Source organism: Pseudoalteromonas simplex (genome assembly GCF_015278155.1).
In the GTDB taxonomy this organism is placed as follows: domain Bacteria; phylum Pseudomonadota; class Gammaproteobacteria; order Enterobacterales; family Alteromonadaceae; genus Pseudoalteromonas; species Pseudoalteromonas simplex.
Window position 1 is genome coordinate 763,729 of sequence record NZ_JADILN010000002.1, and the last position, 13,349, is coordinate 777,077.

Annotated in this window: 12 protein-coding genes; 9 read left to right on the forward strand and 3 right to left on the reverse strand. The window is 41.7% G+C overall.

The features are described 5' to 3' along the window. Window positions 1-233 precede the first annotated feature (233 nt). Complete coding sequence (locus IRQ78_RS07330) at window positions 234-1,928, reverse strand: mechanosensitive ion channel family protein (RefSeq protein ID WP_249362531.1); 1,695 nt, start codon at window positions 1,926-1,928, stop codon at window positions 234-236. Window positions 1,929-2,084: 156 nt separating this feature from the next. On the opposite strand from IRQ78_RS07330, the gene IRQ78_RS07335 reads away from it, so the two are divergent. Next, window positions 2,085-2,633: an HdeD family acid-resistance protein gene (locus tag IRQ78_RS07335; RefSeq protein ID WP_054551794.1), complete on the forward strand. Its 549-nt coding sequence runs from the start codon at window positions 2,085-2,087 to the stop codon at window positions 2,631-2,633. 22 nt (window positions 2,634-2,655) lie between these two features. On the opposite strand, the gene IRQ78_RS07340 is transcribed toward IRQ78_RS07335, so the two are convergent. After that, entirely contained in the window at window positions 2,656-3,528 is an 873-nt protein-coding gene (locus tag IRQ78_RS07340; RefSeq protein ID WP_054551795.1) for a mechanosensitive ion channel family protein, read from the reverse strand. 198 nt (window positions 3,529-3,726) lie between these two features. On the opposite strand from IRQ78_RS07340, the gene IRQ78_RS07345 reads away from it, so the two are divergent. The 6 genes from IRQ78_RS07345 to IRQ78_RS07370 all read left to right on the forward strand — a co-directional run bounded on the left by IRQ78_RS07345 (window position 3,727) and on the right by IRQ78_RS07370 (window position 10,914). Then, the gene (locus IRQ78_RS07345) at window positions 3,727-3,936 is read left to right on the forward strand and encodes a hypothetical protein (RefSeq protein WP_054551796.1); all 210 of its coding nucleotides are present in this window, start codon (window positions 3,727-3,729) and stop codon (window positions 3,934-3,936) included. Between the two features lie 217 nt (window positions 3,937-4,153). Beyond that, entirely contained in the window at window positions 4,154-6,292 is a 2,139-nt protein-coding gene (locus tag IRQ78_RS07350; RefSeq protein ID WP_194441708.1) for a M3 family metallopeptidase, read from the forward strand. 147 nt (window positions 6,293-6,439) lie between these two features. Further along, on the forward strand, window positions 6,440-7,867 hold the full coding sequence (locus IRQ78_RS07355) for an amidohydrolase family protein (RefSeq protein WP_138616913.1): 1,428 nt from the start codon (window positions 6,440-6,442) through the stop codon (window positions 7,865-7,867). A 97-nt stretch (window positions 7,868-7,964) separates the two neighbouring features. Continuing rightward, on the forward strand, window positions 7,965-8,822 hold the full coding sequence (locus IRQ78_RS07360) for a carboxylate/amino acid/amine transporter (RefSeq protein WP_063700288.1): 858 nt from the start codon (window positions 7,965-7,967) through the stop codon (window positions 8,820-8,822). Between the two features lie 35 nt (window positions 8,823-8,857). Beyond that, the gene (locus IRQ78_RS07365) at window positions 8,858-10,087 is read left to right on the forward strand and encodes a glycerophosphodiester phosphodiesterase family protein (RefSeq protein WP_194441709.1); all 1,230 of its coding nucleotides are present in this window, start codon (window positions 8,858-8,860) and stop codon (window positions 10,085-10,087) included. 89 nt (window positions 10,088-10,176) lie between these two features. Beyond that, on the forward strand, window positions 10,177-10,914 hold the full coding sequence (locus IRQ78_RS07370; RefSeq protein ID WP_194441710.1) for a dienelactone hydrolase family protein: 738 nt from the start codon (window positions 10,177-10,179) through the stop codon (window positions 10,912-10,914). On the opposite strand, the gene IRQ78_RS07375 is transcribed toward IRQ78_RS07370, so the two are convergent. Next, window positions 10,911-11,822 (reverse strand): LysR family transcriptional regulator, encoded by a 912-nt coding sequence (locus tag IRQ78_RS07375; protein ID WP_194441711.1) that lies wholly within the window; start codon window positions 11,820-11,822, stop codon window positions 10,911-10,913. The two genes, IRQ78_RS07370 and IRQ78_RS07375, sit on opposite strands and share 4 nt — an antisense overlap. 134 nt (window positions 11,823-11,956) lie before the next feature. Here IRQ78_RS07375 and IRQ78_RS07380 point away from each other — a divergent pair, with 134 nt between their 5' ends. Further along, on the forward strand, window positions 11,957-12,643 hold the full coding sequence (locus tag IRQ78_RS07380) for a type 1 glutamine amidotransferase domain-containing protein (protein WP_166339077.1): 687 nt from the start codon (window positions 11,957-11,959) through the stop codon (window positions 12,641-12,643). Window positions 12,644-12,755: 112 nt separating this feature from the next. Continuing rightward, on the forward strand, window positions 12,756-13,346 hold the full coding sequence (locus IRQ78_RS07385) for a rhomboid family intramembrane serine protease (protein WP_187490558.1): 591 nt from the start codon (window positions 12,756-12,758) through the stop codon (window positions 13,344-13,346). The last annotated feature ends 3 nt before the right edge of the window (window positions 13,347-13,349 follow it).

The following is a 13,349-nucleotide window of genomic DNA, read 5'->3' on the forward strand; positions in this document are numbered from 1 at the left end:
TGAAGAGGCTGAACGAACGCTGACGATTATAACACTTTATGACACTTTTACTGCATTAAAAGTTAGAAATATACAAATTTTTTACAACAATTAGCGGCAACATCGGCGCATTTAGAAGATTTTATGCAATTATTTTTCAATAAAGCGGACATATGTCCTGTGCATCTAATTACAACAATGTGTAGACATTATGTACAAATGAGAGCCACTTTCATTTGCTCCTTTTTCAGTAACTAATCGGTAACTCGTGCGAATTCTGGGTTAGCTAATTCGCATTCATGCTCATTTAATAAGCCTAACACTGCTAAATTTAATTCTTCGATTACTTCCATATAAAATGCAAAGTCGACGGTCTCTACGTAGCTTAGTACATCCACTTGTAAAGCCCAAGGCGTAAAGCCTTTAAAGCGAACCCGACACGGTTCAAAGGCGATATGCTTATGTTGTTCTAATAACTCTCTTAGGGCCTGCATAAACGACATAAGATTTTGTTGCTTGGTGTTGGCACTGAGCATCAGTTTAGGTCGATAAGAAATTCGCTCTCGTTCAGAGACGTTCTCAAGCTGCATATCAACAAACTTAGCATTTGCTACATAAATGACAGAGCGGTCAAGGGTTCGGATACGCGTGGCTCTTAAGCCTATTTCTTCCACAGTCCCCAACTGACTGCCAAATTTACATAGATTACCTATTTTTACCGGCGCAGAAATATAAAGGGTGATTGCAGCAATGATATTCTCAACAGTTTTTTGCGCTGCAAGGGCAATAGCAAGCCCACCAATGCCTAAGCCAGCTAACAAAGTAGTAGCATTAAAGCCTAAATTTTCAAACCACATAAATAGCAATGAAATGACAATCAGAGTTTTTGCTACATTGCTTATAGGTCGTAATAAGAAAATCGCTTGTGGCTTATCTTGTTTAATAAAACGCTGGCTTAATCTGTGTTTGGCAAGATCAACTGCCCGTAAACAAATCCAACCCCACGCAATCAATAACACAGTTGCGCCATGGAATAGCGCCATTACAGCAATAGTGACATTTGATTGGTCGTTAAGTGAACGAGCCATAAACACAGCAAGTAACAGGCTAATTGGCCCATTAATAAAACCAATAACGTCATTTTCTACAGGTACTTTCAAATGTGCGAGGATAAATGTGATTAAGCGAGTAATGATAATCGCGACTAGCAAAAACAACACAAATGAGAAGGCAAAATAAATCCATTGCCAAAGCATCACCCCCAAAAACTCGATGTCTGGCAGGTTATCATATAGCCATTCACCTACTTTGTTATAACCATACTCTTTGGTGAGTAACGGTATTTGACTTACCGTTGCATTTGATATTTTCCAGATCCGATTATCTGTTTTATCATCAGGTACTAGTTGTAATAAAATTTGTACCTTACCTTGTGATGTACTGATTTCCCCCACCAAATCACGATAGCTAGGCACACTTTCTTTTTGTTTACCTTCAGGCTTATTACTCAAGTTATCAACATCAACCCATAAGGTACGATCCAGTACCACTGATAAATTTTCAGCAAGTTGAATTTTTCCTAATGCTTCAACGTCTTTAGGTAGATTACGATAATCAAGATAATGGCTGGCCAGTTCAAAATCGCGAGCGCGAGCCGCTTTTAAGTAACCCTGCATTGAACTACGTGGCGTTATCCGGTCAAAGGCATCATAGGGCAAGTCATCTTCGAGAGATTCCTGCGCTTTTTCAGCTGTTGCAGGTGTATTGGTTTCTGATTCTTGTTTGACGGGCTTTTGTTCGACTTGTTCTTCCTTGCTGTCTTTATCAATTAAGGATTTAACGGTCACTTCTGGTGTGGTTGTTGCCCATAATGGCGCGTTAAACAACAGTAAAAAACACACTAATAACTTACTAAATTGTAATGAAAACTGGGTATTACAACGGCTCACGCTTTATTCCTTGTTAGATAAACATTAAATCGCTGAAATATTCAGCTAATTAAATTAGAGCATGGTTTGTGTAACTGTACAAAAAATAATTAAAAATCTTTGCAAGTAAGCGCTGAGATGTTAGTTATATAGAGACTAAAGCAAAGGAAAACGATAATGCAGATTTCAAGTTCACTCATTCCTCATTGGTCGTCATTGATGATCCATGGCGCCATTGCCATCGTTTTTGGCTTGTGTGGTTGGTTTGCCCCAGAAGCTTCACTAGCGATTCTGATGTTTATTTTCGCCGCTTACTTTTTTGTCGATGGTGCCATTAGGACTTGGTTAGCTATTGCTTCAAAAAATGAAAACCCGCTTTGGTGGATGCTATTAGTAGGTGGTTTAATTTCAATTGCTGCTGCACTTGTAACCCTGTTTGCTCCCAACGTAACGGCTATCTTAATGCTCTACTTTATTGCCGCATGGGCCATTGCTATCGGTGTAATTGAAATATTGATTGCGAGTAAACTACGTAAAGAGATCAGTAATGAGTGGCTGCTAATTGGTAGCGGTATTATTTCAATAATCTTTGGTGGCTACCTGATATTTAACCCAGGCGCAGGCATAATCACCCTCCTGTGGCTAGTAGCAAGCTATGCAATCGTGTTTGGCATAATGATGGTGTTACTTGCTTTGAAGCTGAAAAAACTCAATGAACAAGCATAAAAAAGCGGCTTAGCCGCTTTTTTTATTTTTGGCTGTTACGCCTTGTTAAAGCAATTTCACCATCAATATGAATATCGCGCTGCGGGAATGCGATAGTAATGTTGTTTTCAGCAAATACTTTATAGATGCTAAAACGCAGCTCACTGCGCACTTGGCGAAGCGGTGCTTCTGATTCAGCACATACCCAGAAAATAGCGCTAAAAGTTAAAGAGCTATCAGCAAAGTCATCAAACAATACTGACGATGCAGGTGTTTTTAAAATGGCTGGGTGCTCATTAAGAATTTGCTTCATCAGCTTTTCAACCAATACCACATCTGAACCATAAGCAACGCCAACATTTACAAACGAACGAGCATTACGGTCAATTAAGGTCCAGTTAGTTACCGTGTTTTCTAATAAATGGCTATTAGGTACCAGCATATGCACACCATCGTTACGACGGATACGGGTTGAACGGGTATTAATAGTCTCGACAACCCCTTTTGCTGTACCTACTTCTAAAAAGTCACCAATACGAATTGGCCGCTCCCACATTAATATCCAACCACTAATAAAGTTATTAATAATGTTTTGCGCACCAAAACCAACACCGATAGCAATGGCACCAGAAACAAATGCAAACGCCGTCAGAGGAATATTGAGCACCTCAAGCGAGGTAAACACGAGCACAGCAATAGTAACAACAAGATAAATACGCGTGAACAGGTGAACTGTGTCAGGACCTAGGTTTTTTGCCTGCAATGCTTTTTTAATTAATCGACCAATCCAGGTGACCACAAACCACATTAAAAACAGTACCAAAGGTACTTGAATTACTTTTAGTACAGTAATTTGCACATCGTTGTAGGTGAACAAGACAAACGATAGTGCAGATTGCAGATCAGCAAGGGTCATAAATTAACATTCCTAGTAAAAAATGAGTTTGATTCAGTTGTGACTAAGTTTAGCACGGCATAATAGGTGAAAACTTGGTAAATACTAAGTTCTTTATGCGCAATATGCGCTAATTATTAACTATTTTAGACTACAGCTGCTATATACATAGAGAGAGCTTGAGGTTTCACAGGCTTTGAATAGCACGAGGAGAACACAATGTCACAAATGACGCTCACACAAAAACTTGCCACTTTACAACCCTTGGTCGATCTAAACTTATTTGAATCAAGTTTAGAGTACCGTAACCGCATCTTAAACTTACTTGCTGAGCAAGAACACTCACTGACTTTAATTAACAAAGAGTTTGGCAACGCTATGCCAGAAAGCTTTGGCTCAGAGAGAAAGTTTGTGTTGGGTTACAACTAACCTATGGTGATTTATTACCAACAAGATTTAAACTGGCAGCTAGTGCCACTTTTTACTTAAGTGAGCCATTAATACACAATTGATGGCTTTTTACGCACATTTATCCCCTCCATCACATTATTTGCGTTCAAATTCCCCATTCAGACGACAAACTTGATTGTTTCTAGCCAAAAATTTGATAAGTTAGAAAAGATTTATCCACATTTTTGGAGCTCTCATGCGTAAGACCTTAGTAGCAACTACGATTGCTAGTGTGCTTTTATTATCTGCTTGTAGTTCACAACAAGCCGACACTCAAACTCAAGTTGAAACTGCCGCTGAAACACAAACAGCTAATGTTGAAAACGTTCTTTTCAAGCCAAGCCCTTTACAATACATGGCCCCTGAGTTTGATAAAATTTCGACCAAAGATTACGAGCCAGCGTTTGAAGCAGGCATCGCACAGCAAAAAGCTGAAATTGCAAAGATTGCAAACAACCCAGAACCAGCAACATTTGAAAATACCCTTGTTGCTATGGAGTACTCTGGTGAGCTATTAGACCGTACATCTGCGGCATTTTTTAATCTATCGGGTTTAATCTCTGACAGTGAGTACCAACGTATCGCCGCGAAAATGGCGCCGATTATGTCAGCTCACACTGATGACATTTACTTAAACAAAGCTTTATTTGCTCGCGTACAAAGCATTTACGACAACAAAGCGTCTTTAAATGCTGAAGATCAACGTCTTGTTGATTACTACTACAAAAAGTTCGTTAACGCGGGTGCAAAACTAACTGAAGCTGAAAAAGCAAAAATGCGTGAAATCAACGCAGAGCTTGCCAAGCTTTCAACTGAGTTTTCACAAAACATCTTAAAGTCATTCAAAGAAGATGTGATTTTAGTTAAAGATAAAAGCGAGCTAGCGGGTTTATCTGAAGGTGAAATTGCAAGCCTTGCAGCTGCTGCCAAAAAAGCAGGTAAAGAAGGTTACATGATCACACTGGTGAACACGACTCGCCAACCTATCTTACAAAGCCTTGAAAACCGCAAGCTTCGTGAAAAGATTTGGACAACGTCTTCAACGCGTGCACAAGCAACAAACAGCCCTATCATCATTAAAGAAACTAAGCTACGTGCAGAAAAAGCAGCATTACTTGGTTATAAAGACTGGGCTTCGTATGTAATGACTAACCGTATGGCGCAAACAACTGAAAATGTTTACGGCATCCTTGATGACTTAGCACCGAAAGCGGTTGCTAAAGCAGAAGCAGAAGCAGAGCAAATCCAGCAAGTAATCAAAAAGTCAGGTGAAACGTTTGCACTTCAACCTTGGGACTGGGCGTTTTACGCTGAAAAAGTTCGCCAAGAGAAGTACGACTTAGACCCAGCTTTAGTTAAGCCTTACTTTGAAATGCAGTCAGTGATCCACGACGGTCTATTCTTTGCGATGAATAAACTTTACGGTATTACCTTTAAAGAGCGTAAAGACCTACCGGTTTATCACGAAGACGTCATGGTGTTTGAAGTATTTAACGAAGACGGTAGCGCTATCGGCCTATTCTACATGGACCCTTACGCACGTGAAGGTAAACGTGGTGGTGCCTGGATGAGTGCTTATGTTAGCCAAAGCGGTCTTAAAGACACTATGCCTGTGATCTACAACGCACAGAACATTCCTAAGCCAGCTGAAGGCCAACCTACACTCATGACTTTCTCTGAAGTAACGACTATGTTCCATGAGTTTGGTCACGCTGCACACGGTTTATTCTCTGATGTTAAATACCCAAGCTTAGCGGGTACAGCCACTGCTCGTGACTTTGTTGAGTTCCCTTCACAAGCACACGAAGACTGGAATATTGAACCAACAGTACTGGCAAACTATGCCAAGCACTACAAAACAGGTGAACCAATTCCAAAAGCGCTTTTAAATAAAGTACTTGAGTCACAAAAATTCAACCAAGGCTTTGATACAACTGAGTATTTAGCTGCGGCACTGCTTGATATGGAATGGCACTCATTTGGTGTTGATGCTGACATTACAGACGTTCAAAAGTTTGAACATGATGCATTAGACAAGCACGGTATTGCTTACTACCCAGTACCACCACGCTATAAGTCTTGCTACTTCAGCCACACCTTTGCCGGTGGTTACTCAGCCGGTTATTACGCTTACCTTTGGACTGAAGTATTCGCAGCAGATGCGTTTGCACACATGACCGAAGAAGGTGGCTTAACACGTGAAAACGGTGATAATTTCCGTAAAGAGATTTTATCAAAAGGTAACAGCCGCGACTTAATGCAAAGCTACATTGAGTTCCGTGGTCAAAAACCAACAACAGACGCACTATTAAAGCGTCGTGGTTTAGTTGAATAATCACACTGTTGTTTAGAGTATGAGGGGCAACCCTCATACTTTTTAAGTATCAATTAAATTTTCACCCCGCTTTTATTCCTATTCACCTCAAAGTCGTTGTCAGTTAACTCGTTTTTGCTAATCTCAAAGAAAAACACGAGCTCACACATGAAAAACGCTTTACTTTTAGGACTTTGCTCAGCATTAGCTGCATGTTCATCAACCCCAGATGAGCGTGCCGATATCGTGATAGAAAACGCCCAAATTATTGATATGCAAACTGGGGCTATCGCAACACAGCAATCTCTTGCCATTCGCGATGGAATTATCATTAAACGTAGCGATAAACCTTTAAGTAGCCACTATCAAAGCTCAACATTGATTGATGCCAAAGGTCAGTATGTCATGCCTGGTCTATGGGATATGCATGTTCATTTTGGCGGTGGTGATGAGCTTATTGAAGAGAATAAACAGCTCTTGCCACTGTATTTAGCTTACGGCGTAACGACTGTTCGTGATGCTGCGGCTGATTTAAGTGAATCTGTACTTAGCTGGCGAGAACAAGTAAAACAAGGTCAGTTAGTGGGGCCAACTATTTTCACCTCAGGCCCGAAATTAGAAGGTAAAGGGTCTATTTGGCCTGGTGATTTAGAAGTAGAAACGACTGAAGAAATGCATGCTGCAATGGATCTGTTAGACAGCATGGACGTTGATTTTATCAAAATTACCGACAGCGCTCTAACGCCTGAGCTTTATCTAAAGGCAGTAAAAGAGGTTAAAAAACGGGGTTACCAAATTTCAGGTCATATTCCATTTTCATTGTCTGTGACTGATGTCTCCAAGGCGGGGCTTGATGCTATTGAGCATATGACCTATATGCTTAAAGCTGCGGCTAAAAACGAAGCGGATATTTCTGCAAAGGTTGCCTCAAAAGAGCTGAGTTATCGCACTGCACTGCCCATTATCACCGCGCAGTTTGATGAACCAACAGCCATTGAGAAGTTTACGGTTCTTGCTAACAACGACACCGCCGTGGTGCCAACCTTGATTGGTGGCAAAATAACGGCTTACATTGATGAAGATAATCATCAGGACGATGCCTATTTAGATTATTTAGGTAAGGGTTTAAAAGCGACTTATCAATGGCGAGTTGATAGAGCTAACAAAGACACCCCTGCACAAATTAAACAGCGCAAAGAGCGTTTTATTAAAACCGCACAGTTACTCCCTATCGCCCAACAAGCAGGTGTGAGCATTATTGCAGGCACAGATGCAGGCTTTTTAAATTCGTATATTTATCCGGGGCTTTCTTTACACCAAGAACTGAGTATTTTTACTGAATATGGCCTAACACCACTGCAAACGCTGCAAGCTGCGACACTTGCGGGGCCTAAATTTTTAAATAAACAACAGCAATACGGTGCCCTTAGTGAAGGCAAAGTAGCGGATCTCATTTTGCTTTCAAAAAACCCGCTTATTGATATTCGTAATACACAAACGCTAAAGGGTGTTGTCTCGCACAGCACGTTTTACGATAGCAACGCACTTGAGCTTTTAAAGCAACAAGCCAAAGCCTTTGTTGCCAGCCAACCCTAACCCCCCATTGCCCATGACCGCGTATTATCCGTCATGGGCAATTTTAATTTTCAGCCATCTCATATACACTGCCCTTTTTGCACATAACTCGAATAACATGACCTACTTATTTGCTGTAACCCTGCTTTGGGCCTTTTCGTTTAGTCTTATTGGTGTCTATTTAGCAGGCCAAGTGGATGCATGGTTTAGTGTATTAATGCGTATTGGCTTGGCAACTTGCGTATTTTTGCCCTTTTTACACTGGCGTAAAACTCCTAAAGCCTTAGCCCTAAAGCTCATGGCAATTGGCGCAGTACAACTTGGTGTGATGTACAGCTTCTATTACCATTCGTTTTTGTACCTTAGCGTGCCCGAGGTACTGCTATTCACGGTAATGACGCCACTTTACATCACTTTGTTAAACGATTTGCTTGAAAAACGTTTTAATGCCAAGTTTTTATTCGCCGCATTACTGGCTATTTTAGGCGCCGTTGCTATTCGCTATGAAGGCGTCGATGAGAACTACCTTATTGGTATGTTAATGGTGCAGGCAGCCAATATTTGCTTTGCCACTGGGCAAGTAACCTACAAACGTTTAATGCAAGATGAGCAGCTCCCCCACTCTCGGGTGTTTGCTTGGTTCTTTATTGGCGCTTTAATTGTCGCGCTGATTTGTTACGGTTTATTTGGTGATACCAGTAAGCTACCCACCACTACTACACAGTGGGGCGTGTTAATTTACTTAGGCACGATTGCTTCAGGGCTTGGGTATTTCGCTTGGAATAAAGGTGCGACCATCGTCAATGTAGGTGCCTTGGCTGTCATGAATAATCTACTGATCCCAGCAGGGATCATCGTTAACATTGTGATATGGAATCGTGATGCCGATATCATCAAGCTTGCCATCGGTGCAGCGATTATCTTATTAGCACTTATTATAAATCAGAAACTTAATAAAACTGCCATGGAGCAATGATAGGCTAAACTCTATTAGATTAGAGGAATGCTGTTATGCGCGCACTGGTTTTATGTTGTTTAGTTTTCATTATTCAAGGTTGTAAGAATCTGCCTGAGGAGCAGGCAGTGCAAGTGGGTGCTAGGCCTTACTATTTAATCGACAAGATGACTGATGGACCTTTAAAGCAGCAACTTGCGACATGCGCTAATGGCCCTTTCTATAAAACTGATTTTGTAATTGGTCATCGCGGTGCCCCCATGCAGTTTCCTGAGCACAGCAAAGAGTCATATTTAGCCGCTGCAAGAATGGGCGCTGGCGTACTTGAATGTGACGTCGCCTTTACTAAAGACAAACAACTCGTGTGTCGCCATTCACAGTGTGATTTACACACCACTACCAACATTTTAGCGATTCCTGAGTTGGCTGCAAAATGCAGCCAACCTTTTACCCCGGCCAAAGGCGGCCAACCAGCTCAGGCTAAATGCTGCACCAGCGATATCACCCAAGCTGAGTTTTTAACCTTAAAAGCTAAAATGGATGGCGCCAACCCAAACGCCAAAACCGTCGCAGAATATATGCAAGGCACACCAAGCTGGCGCACTGACTTATACGCAAACAGCGGCACCCTAATGACCCACCAGCAAAGCATTGAGTTATTCAAATCTCTAGGTGTAAAAATGACACCCGAGCTAAAAAGTCCAGAAGTCAGCATGCCATTTAACGGTTTTAGTCAGCAAGATTATGCGCAAAAAATGCTTGATGAGTATCGAGCTTTAGGTGTGGATAGCGATGATGTGTATCCGCAATCATTTAATCTTGAAGATGTGAAGTATTGGCTAAATAATCACCCTGAATTTGCAAGCAACAGTATTTATCTTGATGGCCGAGATGAGCAAGCAGACTTTGATGCTATGGATGAAACAACTTGGCAGCCATCAATGCAGGCTCTATATAACGATGGAGTACGCATTATCGCACCGCCAATGTGGATGCTTTTAAGCCTTGATGAGTCAGGTGCAATCGTGCCATCGCTTTATGCTATTAAAGCTAAACAAGCCGGACTGAACATCATTACTTGGAGTTTAGAGCGCTCTGGTCCATTAAATAATGGCGGTGGTTATTATTACCAGTCGATTGCCCGTGTAATTAAACAAGATGGGCAAATGATGAAAGTGGTAGACGTCCTTGCTAAGCAAGTGGGTGTGATGGCTATTTTCTCTGACTGGCCTGCTACTCTTACCTATTACGCAAGCTGTATGCAGTATCCTGCCTCAGAGAGTTAACTGAGCATCAATAAATTTCAAGGGCTTTTACTCGTCCAAAAGGTGGGGCTGAGGTATTATTAGCTAAACCGTTTTTTACAAGGATAAACATGATTATTCAGCACCATAGCCACGACATAGCGACCAACACAGGTGAAATGCGCACCAGTATTTATCGCCCTGTAGAAGAAGGTAAATACCCGTGTATTATCTTCTACTCTGAGATTTTCCAAGAAACAGCACCAATTGCACGCTCTGCGGCAATACTTGCTGGTCATGGCTTTGTCGTGTTAGTGCCAGAAGTTTTTCATGAGTTAAATCCTATTGGGACAGTACTTGCCTATGATGATGCAGGTAAAGACAAAGGCAATGCCGACAAATGGGCAAAACCGCTTGAGAGCCATGACTCAGATACTGACGCCTTAATTGCATTTGCACGTCAGCAAGATTACTGCACAGGAAATGTCGGTGCGATGGGCGTATGTATTGGTGGTCACCTTGCATACCGTGCTGCATTAAACCCAAGTATCAAAGCCGCTTTTTGTTTATACGCGACAGATATACACAGCGATACTTTACCAGCACAAGCAGGTAATAACTCATTTGAGCGCATGGCAGATATTAAAGGTGAAATTCATTTTGTTTGGGGTAAACAAGACCCTCATGTACCAAAAGAAGGCCGCATTAAAATTTACCAACAAGCGGTGGCAACAGGCATTAATTACCAGTGGCAAGAAGTGAACGCCCAACATGCGTTTATGCGCGACGAAGGCGACCGATACGATCCAGCCCTTGCCATCAGCATGTATCAACAAGCAGTCGCTTTATTTAATCGCACACTTGTTTAAATCGTCATAGTGGCTACTTGATTAGTAAAATAATCCTTCAAGTAATCGAGTAAAACCCGCAGCTTTTTACTTCCCGCCGCCCCTGGCGGGAATACGCCATAAAGTTCAATATCAGCAGTTTTGTAATCATCTAAGATTGTGCGTAACAATCCTGCTTTGATCCTTGGCAATGCATCATAAACTGGGATTTTCGCTAAGCCATGCCCAGCTTCTACAAAGGCAGTTCGTGCAGCAGCGTTATTGGTACTTATGCCACCACTAACTGCCACCTCAAAGCGGCGTTTCTCTTTTTCGAGCGTGACAACAGCACTACTTGGTTGATACACCACCCATGTATGCTCTGCTAAATCAGCAATGCTCTTTGGTATAGGGTATTTTGTAAAGTAATCGACTGAGCCACATAAGCAAGTCGCCATACTTGCAAGTTTAGTGGCTTGTAAGTTTGAGCTTTCAAGGGCCACCCCTCTAATCGCTAAGTCAAAGCCCTCTTTGATGATATCAACCACATCATCGCTAAGCTGTAAATCAATATCAATTTTAGGATACAAACGCTTAAACTGAGCCAGTGCCGGTACCACAAGTTGCAAACCAACATTCACCGGACAACTCAATTTAATAACCCCAACCGGTTCACTCTTTAAGTTCTCAAGGTGTAGGTTAGCAGCCTCAGCCTGCTCGGTGATAGCCTGACAACGTTCATAATAAGCCATACCCGCTTCGGTAAGGGTCATGGTGCGCGTTGAGCGATTAAGTAACGTCAGCTTTAATTGCTGTTCTAATTTCTTTAAATGATAACTAACAACAGCCCTTGATAAACCAAGTTGTTGAGCCGCTTTAGTTAAGCTGCCCTGCTGCACAATGTGGGCAAACACCACCATACTTTTTAGCTGCTCAAACGATACTTTCATACAAACTCCTAATCTAACCTGAATCATTGTATCAATTATTAAACCAATGAAGTCAAATTTATCTGCGTTGTTTAATTCAATTCTCACCCCTATAGTGTTATCAACGATGTTTAATTCACAAAAAGGGATTCACTATGTCAGCTAAGAAAATTTTAATGGTACTTACTTCACACGATCAGCTTGGCGATACAGGCCATAAAACGGGTTTTTGGGTCGAAGAATTTGCAGCACCCTACTACGCCTTTATTGATGCTGGTGTAGAGGTAACTTTAGCCTCTGTTAAAGGTGGCCAACCTCCGGTTGATCCAAACAGTGCAGCCCCTGATGCGGCAACCGATGCCACAAAACGTTTTGAGCAAGACAGCGCAGCAAAAACTTTAATGGCTAATACTAAACCTCTTGCTGAAGTTAAAGCCGATGATTTTGATGCGGTATTTTACCCAGGTGGCCATGGTCCGTTATGGGACTTAGTTGATAACCAAGATTCGATTAGCTTAATTGAGCAATTTCTTAACTCAGATAAGCCAGTCGGTGCAGTATGTCACGCCAGTGCCGTATTACTGAATGCGAAAAATGCCGCTGGTAAATCTGTGGTATTTGATAAAAAAGTAACAGGCTTTAGTAATTCAGAAGAAGATGCCGTACAGCTTACCAATGTTGTGCCATTACTTGTTGAAGATGAGTTAATCAAACAAGGTGGTCAGTATCAAAAAACTGATGATTGGGGCGAGCTTGCAATTGAAGATGGCCTACTAATCACTGGGCAAAACCCTGCAAGCTCAGAGCTGACTGCTAAAAAACTACTGACCAAATTAGGTTAGACTAGGTCAACATGCCCTAGACCTTTAGTAAACACCTTGCATATCAAGGTGTTTACCTTCACTTTTAATAAGTTATACTCATTCGGTCACATTGATTTAAGAGCTGCCCATCATGACTGAAAAAAAAACTGTCAAAATTCCTCCTATCAGTAGTAAGCGATTCGCAATTTTCGGCATTATGCTGGTGTGCTTGGTACTGCAAATAGTTAATTCCCTACCCGGCATAAATTTAAACGGTTTAGGTATATTACCAAGGCAGATGTCTGGTTTATCAGGGGTATTTTTTGCGCCATTTTTACATGGTGGCTGGGCACACCTTTTTAGTAACCTAGTGCCATTTGCTATTCTCGGCTGGCTAGTTTGCCAATTTAGCGTTAAACGCTTTTGGCTGGTGTTTGCCGGTACTGCGCTCATTGGTGGATTACTAGTATGGCTATTTGGCCGCAGCAATATTCATGTAGGACTAAGTGGTGTTATCTACGGTTTATGGGGCTATTTAATTAGCTACGGCATTATGCACCGCTCATTCAAAGCCATTTTAATCAGTATTGCGGTTGTTGTGTTATACAGCGGCCTGATTTGGGGTGTTTTTCCGCAGCGCGTTCATATTTCATTCGAAAGCCATTTATTCGGCGCAATCAGCGGCGCATTTATCGGTTATATTATGGCAAAACGTGATAAACAAAAGAGCCCTAAGCTTTAAACT